The organism is Winogradskya humida, from assembly GCF_016862215.1.
GTDB lineage: Bacteria > Actinomycetota > Actinomycetes > Mycobacteriales > Micromonosporaceae > Actinoplanes > Actinoplanes humidus.
Window position 1 is genome coordinate 42,158 of sequence record NZ_BOMN01000089.1, and the last position, 19,222, is coordinate 61,379.

At 70.2% G+C, this 19,222-nt stretch carries 17 protein-coding genes; 9 read left to right on the forward strand and 8 right to left on the reverse strand.

Annotation, left to right across the window (positions count from 1 at the left end; all coding sequences use genetic code 11):
- Window positions 1-13 precede the first annotated feature (13 nt).
- Window positions 14-1,048: a LacI family DNA-binding transcriptional regulator gene (locus tag Ahu01nite_RS31975; protein WP_203840413.1), complete on the reverse strand. Its 1,035-nt coding sequence runs from the start codon at window positions 1,046-1,048 to the stop codon at window positions 14-16.
- Between the two features lie 220 nt (window positions 1,049-1,268).
- Here Ahu01nite_RS31975 and Ahu01nite_RS31980 point away from each other — a divergent pair, with 220 nt between their 5' ends.
- The 5 genes from Ahu01nite_RS31980 to Ahu01nite_RS32000 are packed head-to-tail and all read left to right on the forward strand — an operon-like array spanning window position 1,269 to window position 7,816.
- Window positions 1,269-2,579: a Gfo/Idh/MocA family protein gene (locus Ahu01nite_RS31980; protein WP_203840414.1), complete on the forward strand. Its 1,311-nt coding sequence runs from the start codon at window positions 1,269-1,271 to the stop codon at window positions 2,577-2,579.
- A 2-nt stretch (window positions 2,580-2,581) separates the two neighbouring features.
- Window positions 2,582-4,036, forward strand: a complete 1,455-nt coding sequence (uxaC, locus tag Ahu01nite_RS31985) for a glucuronate isomerase (RefSeq protein ID WP_203840415.1) — start codon at window positions 2,582-2,584, stop codon at window positions 4,034-4,036.
- Window positions 4,033-5,319 carry an enolase C-terminal domain-like protein gene (locus tag Ahu01nite_RS31990; RefSeq protein WP_203840416.1) on the forward strand — a complete coding sequence of 429 codons (1,287 nt, stop codon included), beginning with the start codon at window positions 4,033-4,035 and terminating at the stop codon, window positions 5,317-5,319. The genes uxaC and Ahu01nite_RS31990 overlap by 4 nt, the downstream gene beginning before the upstream one ends.
- Window positions 5,316-6,695: a mannitol dehydrogenase family protein gene (locus Ahu01nite_RS31995; protein WP_203840417.1), complete on the forward strand. Its 1,380-nt coding sequence runs from the start codon at window positions 5,316-5,318 to the stop codon at window positions 6,693-6,695. The genes Ahu01nite_RS31990 and Ahu01nite_RS31995 overlap by 4 nt, the downstream gene beginning before the upstream one ends.
- Window positions 6,692-7,816 carry a Gfo/Idh/MocA family protein gene (locus tag Ahu01nite_RS32000; protein WP_239159306.1) on the forward strand — a complete coding sequence of 375 codons (1,125 nt, stop codon included), beginning with the start codon at window positions 6,692-6,694 and terminating at the stop codon, window positions 7,814-7,816. Before Ahu01nite_RS31995 ends, Ahu01nite_RS32000 begins: the two co-directional genes overlap by 4 nt.
- Here the strand turns inward: Ahu01nite_RS32000 and Ahu01nite_RS32005 are convergent.
- The 4 genes from Ahu01nite_RS32005 to Ahu01nite_RS32020 form a co-directional block, all read right to left on the reverse strand.
- Window positions 7,716-8,582, reverse strand: a complete 867-nt coding sequence (locus tag Ahu01nite_RS32005) for a DUF6807 domain-containing protein (RefSeq protein ID WP_203840419.1) — start codon at window positions 8,580-8,582, stop codon at window positions 7,716-7,718. The two genes, Ahu01nite_RS32000 and Ahu01nite_RS32005, sit on opposite strands and share 101 nt — an antisense overlap.
- Window positions 8,572-9,534, reverse strand: coding sequence for an arabinan endo-1,5-alpha-L-arabinosidase (locus Ahu01nite_RS32010; protein ID WP_203840420.1), 963 nt, complete (start codon window positions 9,532-9,534; stop codon window positions 8,572-8,574). Before Ahu01nite_RS32010 ends, Ahu01nite_RS32005 begins: the two co-directional genes overlap by 11 nt.
- A gap of 176 nt (window positions 9,535-9,710) precedes the next feature.
- Window positions 9,711-10,724, reverse strand: a complete 1,014-nt coding sequence (locus Ahu01nite_RS32015) for a pectate lyase family protein (RefSeq protein ID WP_239159307.1) — start codon at window positions 10,722-10,724, stop codon at window positions 9,711-9,713.
- 374 nt (window positions 10,725-11,098) lie between these two features.
- Window positions 11,099-13,387, reverse strand: a complete 2,289-nt coding sequence (locus Ahu01nite_RS32020) for an ArnT family glycosyltransferase (RefSeq protein WP_203840421.1) — start codon at window positions 13,385-13,387, stop codon at window positions 11,099-11,101.
- A 168-nt stretch (window positions 13,388-13,555) separates the two neighbouring features.
- Between Ahu01nite_RS32020 and Ahu01nite_RS32025 the strand changes: the two genes are divergently transcribed.
- From Ahu01nite_RS32025 to Ahu01nite_RS32035, 3 genes are all read left to right on the forward strand, one after another.
- Window positions 13,556-14,665, forward strand: coding sequence for an AI-2E family transporter (locus Ahu01nite_RS32025; protein WP_203840422.1), 1,110 nt, complete (start codon window positions 13,556-13,558; stop codon window positions 14,663-14,665).
- A 93-nt stretch (window positions 14,666-14,758) separates the two neighbouring features.
- Window positions 14,759-15,514: a pectate lyase gene (locus tag Ahu01nite_RS32030; protein WP_203840423.1), complete on the forward strand. Its 756-nt coding sequence runs from the start codon at window positions 14,759-14,761 to the stop codon at window positions 15,512-15,514.
- Window positions 15,515-15,632: 118 nt separating this feature from the next.
- Window positions 15,633-16,193 carry an AAA family ATPase gene (locus tag Ahu01nite_RS32035; protein WP_203840424.1) on the forward strand — a complete coding sequence of 187 codons (561 nt, stop codon included), beginning with the start codon at window positions 15,633-15,635 and terminating at the stop codon, window positions 16,191-16,193.
- On the opposite strand, the gene Ahu01nite_RS32040 is transcribed toward Ahu01nite_RS32035, so the two are convergent.
- Window positions 16,181-16,909, reverse strand: coding sequence for a DUF6928 family protein (locus Ahu01nite_RS32040; protein WP_239159308.1), 729 nt, complete (start codon window positions 16,907-16,909; stop codon window positions 16,181-16,183). The two genes, Ahu01nite_RS32035 and Ahu01nite_RS32040, sit on opposite strands and share 13 nt — an antisense overlap.
- A gap of 47 nt (window positions 16,910-16,956) precedes the next feature.
- On the opposite strand from Ahu01nite_RS32040, the gene Ahu01nite_RS32045 reads away from it, so the two are divergent.
- Complete coding sequence (locus Ahu01nite_RS32045; protein WP_239159309.1) at window positions 16,957-17,277, forward strand: MazG-like family protein; 321 nt, start codon at window positions 16,957-16,959, stop codon at window positions 17,275-17,277.
- 7 nt (window positions 17,278-17,284) lie between these two features.
- On the opposite strand, the gene Ahu01nite_RS32050 is transcribed toward Ahu01nite_RS32045, so the two are convergent.
- A complete protein-coding gene (locus tag Ahu01nite_RS32050) occupies window positions 17,285-17,428 on the reverse strand; it encodes a hypothetical protein (protein WP_203840425.1) in 144 nt (47 codons plus the stop codon).
- Between the two features lie 458 nt (window positions 17,429-17,886).
- Window positions 17,887-19,146: a PQQ-binding-like beta-propeller repeat protein gene (locus Ahu01nite_RS32055; RefSeq protein WP_203840426.1), complete on the reverse strand. Its 1,260-nt coding sequence runs from the start codon at window positions 19,144-19,146 to the stop codon at window positions 17,887-17,889.
- Window positions 19,147-19,222: the final 76 nt, after the last annotated feature.

Sequence of the window (19,222 nt, forward strand, 5' to 3'; positions counted from 1 at the left end):
TCGCTCCTAAGCTTCAGCTCGGCGTTTCGGTCGTGCTCGGCGTAACTGCGGGTGCCGCGCCACTCCCCTGTGAAGAGAGCGGCGCGGTGGAGTCGCGGATGACGAGTTCGGTCTGCAGGTTGATGAGTGCGGTGGTACGCCGGTCGTCGCCGTAGGCGAGCAACATGTCGACGGCGGCGCGGCCCGCGGCGGCGGTGGGGGTCGCCACGGTGGTCAGCTTGGGGCGGGTGAGCCGGCTCAGCGTGATGTCGTCGATGCCGACGATGCTGATGTCCTGCGGCACCCGGATCCCGCGGGTGTGGAGCCCCTCGATGAGGCCGATGGCCATGAGGTCGTTGTAGGCGAGCACCGCGGTGGCGCCCGACTTCTGGATCTGGTCGGCGACGGCGAGACCGCCGTTCTCGGTGGGCGCGTTGGGGCCGGTGATGACGAGCTCCCGGCCGGGCCCCCGCACCGCCAGCATCGCGGCGCGCCGGATCTCCTTGCTGGTCCAGGAGCCGCGCGGGCCGGCCGCGAGGGCGATCCTGCGGTGCCCGAGCCCGATCAGGTGCTCCATGGCGAGACGCGCGCCCTGCGCCACGTCCATGACCACCGCGGGCAGGCCGGTGATCTGCCGGTTGACGACGACGAGCGGCACCTCGCGGCTCAGCTGCTCGATGAGGCTGTTGCTCATCCGGGGGCTGCACAGCAGCACGCCGTCGACCTGCTTGGCGAGGGCCCGGACCAGCTCCTCCTCGACGATCGCGTCCTCGTTGGTGTCCGCGACGAAGATGTGGTTGTCGTGCCGGCGCGCCTGGGCCTCGGCGGCCTTGATCAGGGGTGGGAAGAACGGGTTCGCGATGTCGGCGACGATCAGGCCGATGTTGCAGGTACGACCGGTGATCAGGGCCCTGGCCGCACGGTTGGGCCGGTAGCCGAGCTGCTCGGCGCAGGCCAGCACGCGGCTGCGGGTCTCCACGTTGACCAGGTGCGGGGCGGAGAAGGTCCGGGACACCGTGGAGATGTGCACCCCCGAGGCCCGGGCGACGTCACGGATGGTGGACGGCACTGTCGGCACCTCCCTGTTCCATTCATGATCGACATAGTGACGTCCGTCACTGTGTGAGCCATTAATGCAAGCGGTTGCAGTGCTGTCAATGCCAGTTTGTTTCATCTGCGTAACTGGACGCGCTCCCATCCCGTCTATTTCTGGGCAAATGGGATCTGGCGTTGACCGAGCCACATCGACGTGTCTAACTTTCCTGCAAACGTTTGTAGCGGAGGACCACATGCCTCGACGCTTCGCCCTCGTAGGAACCGGGGCCCGAGCGGAAATGTTCGTCACCGCGATCACCGCCTCACCGCACGACCTGGTGGCGATCAGCGACCCCAACCAGCACCGCATGAACGTCCACAACGACTGGCTTCGCGCGGCGGGTCACTCCCCCGTGCCCGGCTACCTGTCACTGCCGGAGCTGCTCGCCCGCGAGAAGGTCGACACCCTGGTCGTGACCAGCGTGGACGACACCCACGCCGGGCACATCGTGACCGCGCTCGAGGCGGGCTGCGACGTCATCACGGAGAAGCCGATGACGGTCGACGTCGCCGGCTGCCGCGCCATCCTCGACGCCCTGGACCGCACCGGCGGCAATGTTTCCGTCGCGTTCAACTACCGCTTCAACCCCCTGCACGAACAGGTACGGTCCCTGCTCGCCTCGGGCGCGATCGGTGAGATCGGCTCGGTGCACTTCGAGTGGCTGCTCGACGTCCGGCACGGCGCCGACTACTTCCGGCGCTGGCACCGCGAGAAGGCGCACTCCGGCGGCCTGCTCGTCCACAAGGCCGGCCACCACTTCGACCTGGTCAACTGGTGGCTCGGCGCGGCACCGGTCTCGGTGTTCGCCGCGGGTCAGCTGTTCTTCTACGGCCCCGGCGGCGCCCGCCACGGCTATGCCCGCCCGTACGACCGGGTGCACGGCAGCCCCGCCGCCGCGGATGACCCGTTCGCGCTGCACCTCGACGCGAACCCACGGCTGCAGGCGCTGTATCTCGACGCCGAAAAGGACGACGGATACCAGCGGGACCGCAACGTGTTCGCGCCCGGCGTCACCATCGAGGACGACATGGCGGTCCTGGTCAAGTACGACACCGGGGCCACGATGACGTACCACCTGACGGCGTACGCGCCCTGGGAGGGCTACCGCCTGATGGTCAACGGCAGCAAGGGCCGCCTCGAGCTCGAGGTCGTGGAGAGCGACCACGTCAGCCCCGTCGCGGCCGGCGAGCTCAAGGGCGCGGCGGTGCACGGCGTCGTCGAGAATCCCGAGCAGGGCCGGCGAACGCTCACGCTGCGGTCCTACTGGGAGCCACCCGTGGAAGTGCCCATCCCCGCGTACGAGAAAGGCGGGCACGGGGGCGCGGATTCCCGGATGACCTCGGTGCTGCTCGGCACCGCCGTGGACCCCCTCGAACGCTCCGCCACCGCCCGGGACGGAGCACTCGCGCTGCTCACCGGTCTCGCCGCCAACGAGTCCCTGCGGACCGGCGCTCCCGTACGGGTGGACGACCTGCTCTCCCTTCCCGATCCTCGAAAGGGGTGATCGTGACCGGTCCCGTCTTCGCGATTGATCCACGGCAGCGTGACATCGCCACCGAGCTGCACGCCTCGGTTCGCGAGCTGCCGCTGATCTGCCCGCACGGCCACGTCGACCCGCGCATCCTGGCCGACGACGAGCCGTTCCCCGATCCGGCGCGCCTGCTCGTCGTACCGGACCACTACGTGACCCGGATGCTGCTGTCCCAGGGCATCACGCCCGCGCGGCTGGGCGTACCGTCCGCCGAGGGTGAGTGGGTCGAGAGCGACGGGCGGACCATCTGGCGACTGCTCGCCGCGAACTGGCATCTTTTCCGGGGTACGCCGTCCCGCCTGTGGCTGGAGCGCACGTTCTCGACCGTGTTCGGCATCGACACGCCGCTGCGGGCCGAGACCGCCGACGAGGTCTACGACGCGATCGCGGCGCGCCTCGCCGAGCCCGCGTTCCGGCCGCGGGCGTTGTTCGAGCAGTTCGGGATCGAGGTGCTGGCCACCACCGAGTCACCGCTCGACGATCTCGCCCGGCACTCGAAGCTCGAGGCCGACGGGTGGGGCGGGCCCGGCGGGCGGGTGATCACGACGTTCCGGCCGGACGAGGTCGTGGACATGGAGTTCGCGGGCTGGGCGGGGAAGGTCGCCCGGCTCGGGGAGATCACCGGCCTGGACACTGCGACGTTCCCCGGGTTCCTCGCCGCGCTGCGGTCCCGGCGCGAGGCTTTCATCGCCGCGGGCGCGACGTCGTCGGATCACGGGCATCCCACCGCGCGTACGGTCGCCCTGAGCGAAACCGAAGCGAACGAGCTGTTCACCCGGGCCCTGCGCGGGGAGGCCTCGCCGGCCGACGCCGAGACGTTCCGCGCGCACATGCTGATCGAGTTCGCGCGCATGTCGCTCGACGACGGTCTGGTGCTGCAGCTGCACCCCGGCGCGGTCCGGAACCACAACACCTGGCTCCATGCCGCGCACGGCCGCGACGTCGGTGGCGACATCCCGCAGGCAACGGATTACGTACGCGCCCTGCAGCCGCTCCTGGACCTGCACGGCAACGATCCCCGGCTCCGGATCGTGCTCTACACCCTCGACGAGACCGCGTTCAGCCGCGAGCTGGCACCGCTGGCCGGCGGATACGCGGCGCTCTACCTCGGTGCCCCCTGGTGGTTCCTCGACACCCCGGACGGTCTGCGCCGCTTCCGGGAGTCGGTCACGGACAGCGCCGGGTTCTACAACACGGCCGGTTTTGTCGACGACACCCGGGCGTTCTGCTCGATCCCGGTCCGCCACGACATCGCCCGCCGGGTCGACGCGGCCTACCTGGCGTCGCTGGTCGTCCAGGACCGCCTGCCCTTCGACGAGGCCGCGGAGACGATCGCCGACCTCGCTTACCATCTGCCCAAACGGGTCTTCCGCCTGGATGCCCAGCGTTCCCCCACGGAAGAGCCCACGGAAGAGGCGGAGTCCCGATGACCACGATCACCAGCGTCGACGTGCACGATGTCCGGTTCCCCACCGCGGCGGCCGGGGACGGCTCGGACTCGATCAACAAGGGTGACTACTCGGCCACGTACGTCGAGCTGCGCACCGACGGCCCCCACACCGGCGCCGGGTTCACGTTCACCAACGGGCGCGGTAACGAGCTCACCTGCGCCGCCGTGCGTGCCCTCGCTCATCACGTGCGGGGCAGGACGCTCGAGGAGCTGTGGGCCGATCCGGTGGCGTTCGCCCGTTCGCTGAGCGTGGACGTCCAGTTGCGGTGGCTGGGGCCGGAGAAGGGCGTCATCCACATGGCGACCGGGGCGATCGTCAACGCCGTCTGGGACCTGCACGCCAAGGAGGCGGGCAAGCCGTTGTGGCGCTTCCTGGCCGAGCTGCCCACCGAGAAGCTGATCGGCTGCGTCGACTTCCACCACATCACCGACGCGCTGACGCCCCAGGACGCGGCCGCGATCCTCGACAAGGGGCTCACCGGGCTCGACGAGCGGCGTGCCGAGCTCGAAGCGGACGGGCTGCCGTCATACACGACCAGCGTCGGGTGGCTCGGGTATCCCGACGACAAGGTGCGGGAGCTGGCGCGGACCGCCTACGCCGAGGGCTGGCGCGCGATGAAGATGAAGGTCGGCGGTGACCCGGAGGACGACCTGCGCCGTGCCCGCATCATCCGCGAGGAGATCGGCCCGGACGCCGTGCTGATGATGGACGCCAACCAGATCTGGGACGTCGACGAGGCGATCACCCGGATGGAGGCGCTGGCCGGGGCCGACCCGTACTGGATCGAGGAGCCCACCCACCCCGACGACATCCTGGGCCACGCCCGGATCCAGCGCGCGGTCGCCCCGATCCGGGTCGCCACCGGCGAGGTGGCCGCCAACCGCGTCATCTTCAAGCAGCTGCTGCAGGCCGACGCCGTCCGGGTCATGCAGATCGACGCCTGCCGGGTCGGCGGGGTCCCCGAGGTGCTCGCGGAGCTGTTGCTGGCAGCCAAGTTCGGCATCCCGGTCTGCCCGCACGCCGGCGGTGTCGGCCTGTGCGAGCTGGTCCAGCACCTGTTCGCCTTCGACTATCTGCGCGTGGGCACCAGCCTCGACGGCCGCATGGTCGAGTACGTCGACCACCTGCACGAGCACTTCACCGACCCGGTCCGCACCCACGACGGCAAATACGTCCTGCCTTCCGAGCCCGGCTACAGCGCCACCATGAGACCGGAATCGATCGTGGAGTTCGGCTTCCCGGACGGCCCGGTGTGGCGATGAGGCTGGGCCTGGCAGATCTCACCGATGCGACCCGACCGCTGATCACGCCGGGTGACGCCGGGACCGGGATCGTGCACTTCGGGCTCGGGGCCTTTCATCGCGCGCATCAGGCCGTCTACACCGAGGAGGCCATGGCGAAGGGCGGCGGCGACTGGGGCACGGTCGGCGTGGCGCCCCACTCCACCGGCGTCCTCGACGCCCTGCGCGAGCAGGACGGCCTGTTCAGCGTCACCAGTCTGTCCGCGGCCGGCAGCGAGACCCGCGTGGTGGGCGCGCTCTCCGGCCTGCTGCACGCTCACTCCCGGCCGGACGACGTGGTCGCCCTGATCGCGAGCCCGGCCGTGCGCGTGGTCACCCTCACGATCACCGAGAAGGGGTACGCCCAGGGCGCGGCAGTTCCGGCACTGCTCGCTCGCGCCCTGCACGCGCGGTGCCGCGCGGACGCCGGCCCGATCGCGTTGGTCACGTGCGACAACCTGCCCTCGAACGGCCGCTATCTGCGCACCGTGATGGAGCGGATCGTGGATCCGGGCGCCCGGGAGTGGCTGGCCGCCCAGGTGAGCTTCCCCGGCACCATGGTCGACCGCATCGTCCCGGCGGCCACGCCCGGATCGCTGGCCCTGGCGGCAGCCAACCTCGGCATGGACGACCTCGCAGCGGTCTCCGCGGAGCCCTACCGCCAGTGGGTCATCGAGGACGCGTTCCCGGGCGGGCGTCCCGCGTGGGAGCTCGCCGGGGCGGTCATGACCGATGACGCCCGCCCCTGGGAGCGCCTCAAACTGCGATCGCTCAACGGCGTGCACTCCGCGCTGGCGTATCTCGGTGCCCTCGCGGGCCGGGAGACCATCGCCGACGCGCTCACCATCCCCGGGATGCGCGAGCTGATGAGCCGGCTGATCGCCGAGGACATCGCCCCGAGCCTCACCCCGCCCGAGGGCGTGACGGTGACGGAGTACGGCGAGTCGGTGCTCGGACGATTCGCGAACCCCGCGATGGGTCACCGCACGGTGCAGGTCGCGATGGACGGCTCGCAGAAGCTCCCCCAGCGGGTGCTGCACACGATCCAGGACCGCCGGGCTGCGGGCGCGGTGCCGGCCTGGGCGCTGCTCGTGGTGGCGGCGTGGATGCGGTTCGTCCAGGGCAGCGCCGACGACGGCCGGCCCCTGCTGCTCGACGACCCCCTCGCCGGCCGGATCCGTGCCCGCCTGGCCGACGGCGGCTCGACACCCGAGGCAGTGGTCGACTCGCTGCTCGGGCTGCGCGAGGTGTTCCCGGCGGAGCTGGCCGGGGACGACGCCGTCCGGGCGGGTCTGGTGAAATGGCTGGCAACGCTGGACAAACACGGTGTGGAGGCAACAGTGGCGGGTGCGGTGTGACAACGAGGGTCGCGCTGATCGGCGCCAACGGCCACGGCCGCCACCACCGCCGCTACCTGGCGGGCCTCGACAGCACCGCGCTGGTGGGCCTGGCCGACACGCAGCCGATCGAGCCCGATCCTCCGGTGCCGGACGGCGCGCGGGTTTTCACCGGCCACCGGGAGCTGCTGGAGCGGACCGCACCCGACGTGGTCATCATCTGCACGCCGCCGCACACGCACCTGGCGATCGCCGAGGACGCGCTGCACGCCGGAGCCGATGTGCTGCTGGAGAAGCCGCCCGTCCGGACCCTCGCCGAGCACCGCCGGCTGGCCGGCACCGTGCGTGCCACCGGCCGGGCCTGTCAGGTCGGGTTCCAGGCGCTCGGATCGCGGGCCGCCGCCCGGCTGTGGGACAGCGTCGCGCAGGAGAAGGTGACCGGCCTTTCCGCGGTGGCGTCCTGGCAGCGCGACGACGCGTACTACGCCCGGGCGCCGTGGGCCGGGCGCCGCAGCGTCGGCGGGCAGGCGGTCGTGGACGGCGTGCTGGTCAACCCGCTCGCGCACGCGCTCATGCAGTGCCTCGCGACGGCGGAGGCCGCCGGGGCGGGGCCGGCGACGGAGCTGGAGGTGGAGCGTTACCGCACCCGGGAGATCGAGGCCGACGACACGGCGTTCGCCCGGGTCACGTTCGCGACCGGGCTCCGGCTGCTCGTCGCGGTGACGCTCGCGGGTGAGGACTTCATCGCGGGTGAGGTGACCGTCGACGGCAGCGCGGGCCGGGCCGTCCTCGAATACCCGACCGACCGGCTGATGCTGCCCGGCGAGCCCTGCCTCGTAGCGGTCGACGGCCGGACCGGTCTGCTGGAGAACCTGATCGCGCATCGCAGCGACCCCGCCGTGCCCCTGATCGCGCCGCTGTCGCGCACGGAATCGTTCACGGGTCTGATCGAGGCCCTGACCGCCCCGGACCTGCCGCCACCCACGCTGCTCGGGCCGCCGCACGTCGAGACGCGCGGCGGTGTCCGGGTCATTCTCGGCATCAACGAGGTGCTGCGGCGGGCCGCGCGGGAGTCGGCACTGCCCTTCGAAGCAGGGGTGGCATGGGCGGTCCCGCCACACCGTCGGCCACTAGAACACTGATCTCGCGGGTGATGCCGGTGCCCGCCGGGATGACCAGCGGACGCTCGAAGGCGAGCGCGGCACACACCCCGATGTAGTCCCCCGTGCGGACGAACCACCGGTCGTCGTCCCGCAATCCCCGGAACACCAACGTGTAGGCGCCGGCCGCTCGCTGCACGCCATCGGCCGTTTGCTGCTCCTCGCCCGGGGTTACGCGGATCGCGAGCCACGGGTCCGCGCTGCCGTTGACCGCTTCCTCACCGATCGCCGACTGCGTGTACGCCACCGCGTCGCCGGGCGCCGCCCGCCAGAAGAAGCCGCCGTAGCCCGCGCCGCCGGGGCGTCCGTTCGTGGCGGGGCTGCCGAGGGTGACGTCGCGGGTGGCGGGTGCGCTCAGGGCGTACTGAAAAGAAAGCTCCCAACCGCCGGGCGCGACCCGCGCGGAGACCTTGCGCTCCTCGGTGAGCAGCGTGGTGCCGGCCTGGTCCTGCCACCGGAAGCCCGCGCCGTCCGGGGCGATGCGGCCGTGATCGTCGAGCCAGGTGTAACCCTGGTCGCGCACATAGGTGCGCCCGCCCCAGAAGTTGACGCCGTTGACGTCCTGCATCGCGAGGGACGCGCCGAGGTGCCAGGGATGATCGAACGGCAGTGCCTCGGTGACCGGCACCCCGCCGAGTGTGCGGACGGGGTGCAGGTAGGGGCGCGGGCCGAGCCTGATGTCGAGTGGCGGGTCGGTGACGTAGGTGGCGATCCCCGCATCGCCGACCCGCAGATCCTCAGTAGACAAAGGGCCATCCCGCCGAGTCGTAGCCGATCAGGTTGATTCCCAGGTATGACGCGCCGCTGTCCGCATAGTAGTGGTAGACGAGCACATCCGCGTCGGTGTCGGTGAAGACCGCCTGGTGACCGGGGCCGTGGATCGAGCCGTGCGAGGCGAGCATCTCGGTGCCCCCGCCGGACGTCATGGCCGTGCCGTTACGGTCGACGAACGGCCCGGTCACGCTGGTCGAACGACCGACCATGATGCGGTAGGTGCTGGCAGCCCCCGCGCAGCACCGGTCGAACGACACCCACAGGTAGTAGTACGAGCCGTGCTTGACCAGGTACGGCGCCTCGATCGCACCACCACCGCGCCCGGCCAGCGAACGGACGGTCGAATCCGAACGTTTCCCGGTGGACGCGTTCAGGGCGACCATCTTGATGCCCGACCAGAACGATCCGAACGTCAGCCACCAGTTCCCCGACGGGTCGACGTAGAGGTTCGGGTCGATCGCGTTGTAGTCGTTCGCCGACGACGTCTCGATCACCAGGCCGTTGTTCGTCCAGCTCCCGGACGCGCCCGTGGTGCTGGTCGCCAGGAAGATCGCCGACTTGTTGGACCCGAACGTCGACGCGGAGTAGTAGAGATAATAACGGCCGTTACGGTACGAGATGTCGGGCGCCCACAGATTGTTACTGCCCCCGGTGTACGCGGTCGTCCACGACGCGCCGCCCGGGAAGACGGCGCCCGCATTGCGGAAGGCCGTGCGGTCGGCCGAGGTCTTCAACTGGATGTTCGCCCCGGTGTACGCGGCCAGGTAGGTCCCGGCCGGCGTCTTCACCATGGACGGATCGTGGATGCCCGTGTCGCCGGTCACCGCGCCGGGATTGGGATAGGCCGCCAGGGCCTGCGCCGGGGTCGCACCCGTGGTGATCAACGCCAGGGTGACCGCACCGGCCAATGCTGCGAGTCTGCTCATCAAGGCACTGTTACCGCTCACAACCCACCTCGCAATATGTCACGGCGATTTCTGCCACATGACGAATATGTATTGATGAACGTCATTGCGTATTGGACACGGGAGGTCCCCGCCGCGACAGTGCGGCGGAGACCTCGGTCCAGCGTTCGATCGATCAGTCGATCACCCGATCCCGGTCAGAGCGTGATGCGCCCCGCGCCGGAGCTCGCCGTGACGGCCGACTTCACCGCGCCGGCGGCATCCGCCGTGTAGCTGTACGGGATACTCGCGACACTGCCACCCGTCTGGCCCGCACCGGAGTTCACCAGCAGGTTGCCCCGCGCGACCAGCGTGCCCGGGCCGGAGTCGGCCTCACCCAGGTGGTACGGGTCGGCGACACCCTCGAAGGAGTTGTTCTCCACCAGGACACCGGCGCCCTCGGTCGAGGCGACGCCGTATCCACTGTTGTTGTAGTAGTAGTTGTTGTAGACGTGCACCGGGTTGCCGAACCGCACCCGCGGATGACGCTGGGTGGACGCGTCGAACCAGTTGTGGTGATAGGTCACCCGCAGATGCCCGGTGTCCTGGCTGGCATTGCTGTCACTGTGACCGAGCAACATGGACTTGTCGTGATCGAACACGTGGTTCCAGCTCACGGTCACGAAGTCCGACCCACGCTTGATGTCGACCGCGCCGTCGTACCCGTCGCTGAAGGTGTTGTGGTCGATCCAGATGTTCGTCGCGGACGTCTGCACGTTGATCGCGTCGTCATCCCACCCGCGGAATGTCAGATTACGGATGATGACGTTCTTGTCACCGTTGACGTTCAGACCACACCCGACGATGGCAGAACCCGCGTTGCCGATGATCGTCTTGTTGGAGCGGACCCGCAGCATGCCGCTGCAGCTGATCGTCCCGGACACCCGGATGACCGACGCGGCGGTCGCACCGACGGCGGTCGTCAGGGCGGACGCACTGGTCACGGTCGTGGTCGCCGCACTACCGCCGCCGGTGGTGCCGCCGTTCTGGGTGGCCCACCCGACCAGCTGATCGACCGCGGCGAGCGGGGCCGCGGCCTGCCCGGTTGCGGCCTTTTCGGTCCCGGCCGCGGGGCGGTCGGCTGCGTTCGCTGTTCCGGCCGCCGCGATGAGGACGAGACCGGTCGCACCGGCGGAAGCGGCCAGCACGAGATGGCGCATCTTCTTGCGCATGGTGTTCTCCTAGCGATTCTGTTTTGCCGCGCGGGGGATCGCGGCCCGGAGGTAAGTCGCTGCCGGCTCAATTGCCTGAAAGGGGACCTTGCCCTTGTCCGTGCGGCCGGGCACCGGTCGGCTCTCTGCCGATGACTGCCGACGGGGCTGATCCCCGCGCCCGCTTTGCCCGAAGCAAGCGCTTACCTGTTTCCAGAACAACACAGACGGATGTCGATGTGAAGACAAACCCGTTTGCAGGTTGTTTGCAGTCAGAACGGGATCTTCCCGGCGGACCGTCCACGCCGGGAAGGCGTTCCCACACGGTTCAGGCCGGCCGGTGTTCCCACCGGCCGGCCTGATCATGGCCTTCGGAACGAGCGGACTGCGCCGGGTCAGCCGCAGCGGTAGAGCGGCTGATCCGCCGGCACCGCCGGGTCGGACACGGCAGCACAGGTGGCGGTAACCCAGTCGGAGATGGCCTGGGTGGTGCCGCCACTGCCGCCGCCCGGGCCGCCGAAGCCTCTGCCGCCGGACGCCGCGAGCATGAAGTAGTGCAGGTCGCCCTGTCCGACCAGTTTCTGGACGCCGGCGAGGGTCGGCTGGGGCACACTGCCGCTGAAGCCACCCATCGGCATGTACGTGTGCCCGGTCGCCAGGATGTACGGCGACGCGATGTTCCAGGAGGCGGTCGCCGCCACGAAGCGGGCCTTGCCCTGGTTCGCCGTCAGGTAGTCGTCGAGCTTCTGCTGCTCCGCGGTCAGCGTCGCCGTCGTGTCCCCACCCGGCCCACCACGACCGCCCCCACCGGGGAACCCGCCTCCACCGTTCGCGCCTCCACCGGGAAAACCACCACCGCTTGCCCCACCACCTGGGAAGACCCCACCGTTCGCGGCACCACCGTTCGCCTGTCTGCTGCCCCCGAACCCACCACCACCACCGCCGCCGCCGAAGCCACCGCTGCTCGGGCCCGCGGAGGCGTCGAAGGCGCTGCCGGAGTAGCGGGAGTCCAGGACCGATCCGGCCCAGACGCTGGGCACCGTGACCATCGCGGCGACCGCGAGCGCCATCGCCACGGTCAGCACGCGACCGCCGGGCCGGGGCAGCCGCGGCACGAGCACCGCGGCCATGACCAGCAGCGCCACAACGCCGACCCCGAGCACTGTCCATCGCAGCCACGGGAGGAAATCCGGGAACTGGCCTGCCAGATAGACCGTCCACGCGAGCTCCGCCACCACCAGGGCCGGAAGCTGCCAGCGCGCGCTGCCGTCACGTAGCCCACGCCAGGCCCGCACGATCGCGGCGGCGGACAGCGCGGCCAGAGCCGGGGCGAGCGACGACATGTACGCCGTGTGCGGGATCGACATCTTGCTGAACACCGCCGCCACCGTGACCAGCCACAGTCCCCAGAACAGGTAGTTGGCGCGCGACGCGTCGGTCCGGGGTGCGCGGCCGGCGGCGATCAGCCCGAAGATCAGTCCGAGCAGCGCCAGCGGGTACAGCCACCCGATCTGCGCGCCGTAGCGCTCGCCGACCAGCTTGGACGCCCCGTCACCGCCCCCGCCCGGCCCACCACCGCCACCCGCACCACCCCGCTCAGCACGGCCACCCGAATCCCCCTGACCGCCCGGGAAACCCTGACCACCCGGGAAACCCTGGCCACCCGCATAAGCCTGACCAGCCGAGTCACCCTCACCGCCCGAATACCCCTGGCCGCCCGGATAGCCCTGGCCGCCCGGGAGCCCCTGGCCGCCCGGGACAGCTTGGTTGCTCTGGTCAGCTCCGGGCGTACCTGCAGCGGGATTTTGACCTTGGTTGCCGCCGCCGGTGAACATCGATCGGACCGCGCCGGGGACGTGAAGGCCGAAGCGGTCGATGCCGTTGTAGCCGAAGACCATGGCGATGGCGGTGTTGTTGGTGCTGCCGTCCACATAGGGGCGGTCGGAGTCGGGCGTGATCTCGTACAGTGCGACCCAGGAGATCGAGACGGCCAGGGCGACCGCGCCCGCGGCGGCGAGATTGCCGAGCCTGCGCCGCCACCCGCCGTGCGCGGCGACCAGATAGGTGATGCCCATGGCCGGCAGGATGAGCCAGGCCTGCAGCATCTTGGCCTGGAAGCCGACGCCGACCCAGACCCCGGAGAGCACCAGCGGGCCGAGCCGGCGCGACATCAGCGCGAGCTGGAACGCGTCGGCGGCGAGGACGAGGCAGAGGGTGAGCAGGCCGTCCTCCATCGGGTGGCCGAACATGGAGGCGATGATGGGCGTGAAGCCGAACAGGGCCGCGGCGAGCAGACCGGCGGCGGGCCCGGCGAAGCGCCGCCCGATCCGGTACATCACGAGGACGGCGATGACGCCCTCGATGACCTGGGGCAGCGTCAGGGACCACGCGTGGTAGCCGAAGATGCGCGCCGAGAGGGCCTGCGGGACGAACGAGCCGGCCAGTTTGTCGATGGTGATCGTCGCGCCGGGGTCCAGGGCGCCGTAGAAGAACGCCTTCCAGCTCACCGACATGCTCTTGGCGGCGACCGAGTAGTAGAGCGCGTAGCCGCTGTCGCGGATGCGCAGGCCGTAGAGGACCGCGGCGACCAGGGCTATGCCCAGCAGCGCCGGGCGTGCCCAGCCGGGCTGGCCCTCCGGGGAGCGCCAGAAGATGAGCCGACCCGTTACGCGAAACGCACTCACAAGAGCCTCTCCACCACATTTGTCCACCGATGTCCGCGCAGCATGCCCGCCGAACCTCACGGGCACCTGCGTCCCACCTCAAAGAACGCTCCTAGGCCTGTTTCATAACTGGACCCGCCGCAGCCCGGCCTCAGTTGTGAAACAGGCCTTAGCTCATAGGGTGATCACATGGCCGGCTCGCTTAACCCAGTAAAGACGCGCACCGCGTTGCGCACCTCGGCACGGATCTCCTTGGAGACGCTGCTCGTCCTGCTCATGACAGGCGTGGTCCTGTGGATCCTCGGTCAGATGTGGTCGGTGATCTGGCCGCTCGTCGTGGCGCTGCTGCTCACCACGCTGACCTGGCCACCCGTACGGTGGCTGCGCAAGCACGGCTGGAAACCGGCGCTGGCGGCCGCGCTCGTGACCGTGCTCTTCCTGCTCGTGCTCGCGGGCACCGTGGTGCTGATCGCGGTGCCGGTGGCCTCGCAGTCGCCGGAGCTCGCCAGCGGGGTCGTCGACGGCATCCAGCACCTGCGCGAATGGGCGTCGGGGCCGCCGCTGAACATCGGTGACGATCAGGTCACCAGCGCGCTCGACACCGCCCTCGACCGGATCCAGAACAGCGTCGGCGACATCGTCAACTACACCGTGACCGGTGTCAGCACCGTCGTAAATGGCCTGGTCACGGCCATCCTGGCGCTGTTCCTGATGTTCTTCTTCCTCAAGGACGGCCCGCGGTTCCTGCCGTGGCTGGCCCGCCAGCTGCCCGGCCGGCTCGCCGTCGACGTGCCCACGGTCGCCGGGCGCAGCTGGGACACGCTGGGCGCGTTCGTGCGCTCGCAGGCCTTCGTCGGCCTGCTCGACGCCGTCTTCATCGGCCTCGGCCTGTGGATCGTGGGTGTCCCGCTGGTGCTGCCCCTGGCAGTGCTGACGTTCGTCACGGCGTTCGTGCCGATCGTCGGGGCGCTGTTCGCGGGCTTTGTCGCCGTACTCATCGCATTGGTCTCGAACGGCTGGACCGACGCGCTGATCGTGCTGGCCATCATCGTGGCCGTGCAGCAGCTCGAGGGCAACGTCTTCCAGCCGATGGTGCAGAGCCGCGGCCTGGGCCTGCACGCCGCGGTGGTTCTGCTGGCCGTGACGCTCGGCGGTAGCCTCGCCGGCATCGTGGGCAGCCTCCTGGCGGTGCCGATCGCCGCGCTCATCGCGGTCTTCTGGATCTACGTACGCGAGCAGCTGAGCGACCCGGTCCCCGATGCCGTCCCGGACGAACCCGCGGAAGTGCCGGCGGATTAGTCAATTGTCCTAATTAATCCGCCGAGCCGATCTACCCGTGTACTGCCCCAGCGGCCCCTCTCCGTGGACCGCCCCGACCCTGGGAGGCAGCACATGGCACAACGATCGCGCAGAACGACCCGGCTCATCGCCGCCGGAGCCGTCGCACTGGCAGCCGTGGCGGCGACGGTCACCACCCAGTTCGCCTCGGCGGCCGAGTCGGCGGAGACCGTCACCGCCACGATCCAGGTCGACGGGGTCTTCGACGGCGCGGGCAAGCGGTTCATCGCGGACGGCGCGCTCGGCGACGGCGGCCAGGACGAGGGTCAGGACGCGATGTTCGAGCTGGCCGACGGCGCCACGCTGACGAACGTGATCCTCGGCGTCCCGGCCGCGGACGGGGTGCACTGCCTCGGCAGCTGCACCCTGCGCGACGTCACCTGGGAGGACGTCGGCGAGGACGCGGCGACGTTCCTCGGCACGAACGCGACCGTCCTGGTCGAGGGCGGCTCGGCGGCGCTCGGCACCGACAAGGTCTTCCAGGACAACCGGCTCGCCGGCGGCTCGGTCACCATCAAGAATTTCACGGTCAGCGACTTCGGCAAGCTCTACCGCTCCTGCGGCAACTGCGACGAGCAGGCCGCGCGTACGGTCTCCATCTCGAACGTCACCGCCACCGGCACCGGCAAGGTCCTCGCCGGCGTCAACGGCAACCTCGGCGACAAGGTCACCATCACCGACGTCACCCTCCCCGGGGCCACCCACGTCTGCGAGATCTTCGAAGGCAACGACACGGGCGCCGAGCCCACCAAGGTCGCAACCGAGCCGGACGGCGTGACCTGCGTCGCCACCGGCATCACGGTCCAGTAACCGCTCGCGGCGGCGCCAGGTCCGGGGCGCCGCCCACGGCCGGACCGGCGCCCTGGCCCTGGCCGCCGTCGCGGTGTGGCTGGCCACGACCTGGCTCTGACTCTTGTTACCGTTTCCCATGGCAGAGGAACCGACGCTGGTGGTCATGCGCGGAAATTCGGGAAGCGGCAAAACCACTGCTGCGCGGGAGATTCGCCGGCGGTACGGCCGGGGCTGCGCCCTCCTCGAACAGGACCACCTCCGCCGCGTCATCCTCCGCGAACACGACAGCGGCCAGATCGGCCCCGTCGCCCCGGCGTTCATCGCAGCCACCGCCCGGACCGCCCTCGACCTCGGCTACCACGTCATCCTCGAAGGAATCCTCCACACCGACCGCTACGCCACAGCCCTGCAAAACCTCATCACCGCCCATCCCGGCCCCACCCACGTCTACTACCTCGACGTCTCCTTCGACGAAACCGTCCGCCGCCACTTCCGCCGCGACGAACCGATCCCCGTAACCGCCGACCAGATGCGCGACTGGTACTCCCCCCGCGACCTGCTCACCACCCCCGGCGAAACAGTCATCCCCGAATCCAGCACCTTCGAGCAAACCGTCACCACCGTCCTGCACACCAGCGGCCTCGCCGCACGCGACCCGCTGACCCCATGCCCGACCGTCTGCCCTCACTGCCCCTGAACGGATCCCCACCGCACTGTCCGCGGGGGACCCGCTGCCTCCATCCAGGCCACGAACTGCGCCTCGCGGGCCGCCTGCTCCTCCCCCGTCGGGTCCTCGACGCGGAAGCCGTGCACCGGCACGTCGAACGGGTCGACATCATCCGGTTCCCGCCGGCCCTCCAGGATGAAACCGAACAGGGCACGCAACGCGTCCTCACCCAGCTCCAACGGATGGAACGGCAGCGGGTACGGGCTCCCGGTGAGCGTCGAGCCGACCGGGTGCCCGCCCGCCCAGTAGGGCCGCTCGAAGTCGTACGGCTCGCCGATGTTCTCCACGATCCCGCCGTCCGGCGACAGGCTGAGCGAACGCACGAGCACCCCGTCCTCCCACACCGCGAAGCAGAGCCAGTCACTCACCGAATGCATGCCGTGCACGATGATCCGTCGCCCCGCACCGGCCCGCAGCAGCTCTTCGGGCAGCTCGGACGGGCGATCGAGGATCAGCCTCCGGTCGCACAGCAGCTCAGCACCGGGCAGCATCGCCACATAGGTGACATCGTCGGGCGGGTAGCACCAGTCCCCCAGGACGCCGTCCTCGATCGGCGTCACGGCGTACCCGGGATGGATCTCACGCACCAGGTGCTCAGCCTTGACCCGGTCGGCCGCGCCGGTTCCGAGCAGCACCGGCCGCAGGTCGCCTTGCGTGAAAGCCAGCAGCGCTGTCTTCGCGCCCATGACACCCCTGTCCCGGATTGATCGTTGCGGGATGCGAGATTACCGGCATGGCTAATGACGACATGACGGTGTGGGATGCGGCGCGGACGTGGCGGGCGGCGCTCGACGAGCGGAACGGGACGGAGGATCTGGAGCTGACGCTGCGGATCGCGAAGATCACGGAGGAGGCCGGCGAGGCGGTCCAGGCCTGGATCGGCGTCCTCGGCCAGAACCCCCGCAAGGGCATCACCCACACCCGCGAGGACGTCGCCGGAGAACTCGCCGACGTGGTGTTCACCGCCCTGGTCGCCATCGAGAGCCTCGGCCTGGACGCCCGGACAACCGTCGACGCCTGCGCCGAGAAGGCCCTCGGCTACCTGCCCCGGTGACGAACGATCACCGGCGCCGGCGCGGCAACTTCTTACCGATCAACAGCCAGGCCGCATAGAGCACACCCGCAACAGCGACAGGTACGCCCTTCAGCCCGTTGATAATGATCAAAGGCGGCCCCGCCGACACCAGCGCCAACGCCAGCGCCATCCGATGCGGCTGCAGTTCCCTCGGCCCGCCCCGCGCCGGCCGCCGGGGAGACCCCGCCATAACTCGCCGCGGAAGCCGCGCCGCAGAACCCTCCAGCTGTCCGGGTGACTGAGGCACAGCATCTTCCGAATCAGTGGCCGAAGCCGCCGGCACCTCGGAGTCAAAACCCCCGGAATCAGCACCCTCGGCGCCATGATCGGTAGACGAAAGATCCGAACGCGCGGGGACGGGACGCGCGGGGACGACAGGGACCCGGGCACCGGGATCGGCGGCAGGTGGCATGGCGGGGAGGCCGAGGGCGGCGAAGTCCGTGGTGCGGGCAGGGGCGGCGGCGGGCGACCGTGGCGTACGGTCGTCCGTTTTCATCGCGCGGTCCGGCGCCGGGGCGTCGTCCGGTTGGTGCTGTCCCACTGACCCCATCTTGCTCCATGGGTTTTGGGGCGCCCCGGGGACCCGGGTCACCCGAGTCCGACCCCACAATCCAGGATCCGCCCGTCGCTGGTCCCGATGAGCAGCCGGCCCCGGGCGGCGACCGTCACCGCGGTGGGCAGGACGGGGATCCCGGCCACGGTGACGTGGGTTCGCCACCGCACGGCGCCGTCCGCGAGGTCGAGCGCCACGAGCTCGCCGTCGGCGTAGGTGACGTAGGCGGTCCGGGGACCGGCGTCGACGGCCGTCGGCGCGTGGTCGGTCCGGAAGACCCATCGCGGCTCGCCACCGGGCATCCGGCGCCGGACCACGAACGAGCCGCCGGGTTGCAGCCCGTGGCCGTGGTGGACGGTTCCCGCGTACACAAGATCACCGTCGAAGGTCTCCACGCCCGGGCCGGGACGATGGGTCTCACCCCGGACCCACGAGAACGGCATCAGCCGATGGAAGCGCCGCCTCCCCGGTTGGCGGGGACGGCCGCCGACCGACGGGACCCGCAGATTGGCGGCCGCGATGCGCGCGTACCTCGGTGTGAGGTCGTCGTCGCGCTTGCGGGCGAATTCCCGGGTGTAGATCCGGCTGCCACGGCGGATGCGAAAAGTCGGCCCGAATTCGCTGGCCGGCGTGACAGCGGGCAGGCCGTCGGCGCAGCTCACCAGCGCTACCGGCCCGTGGACCTCGAACCGGTCGAGGCACGCGCCGTCGTCGAGGGAGATCCGCATCTGGTCAGCCCACGCCGACCGCTCGTCCCCGGCGACGACGATGCCCCGGGCGCCCCGATCGGTGGGAACTGCCCACTGCCGCTCTCCCGAGGGCAGCCACGACTCCAGCTGAACCCCGTCGGACGCAGCGAGAATCCGCCCGTCGGAGAGCTGTTCAACGGCGCGGACGTCCCGCCGCGGAACCGGTGCCGGAAAGAGTGCCCGGCGAGCGTCCGCACGTCCGTCGGGCCGCGGTGCCGGGACACGGGGGCCGTCGAGGTCTTCCCCGGTGATCGACTCGGCGGTGACGGCGCGCCAGTCGGGGCGGCGTACCACGGACACATGGCCTTCGGTCCAGGCCGCTTTGTCCTTCCAGTCGTTCGGCGGCGCGGTCACCACGCGAAGTTCCTCGTCGTTGAGCCACTCCAGGGCCAGCACCTCCCAGCCCAACTCCGGCCACATCGACACCCCGGAGCCCGTCTCGAGGTCCAGCAGCAGAAGGTCACCCTCGAAGAAGTAGCCGCCGTCGTACCTGCCCGCGCCCACCGCCAGTAGCGGCAACGCCGGGTGAAACGCCAGTGCGTGCACCAGCAAGAGCCTCCCTGACACTTGACAAAGCGGAACCGCGTTCCACATTATTACGGAACACTGTTCCACTTACCCT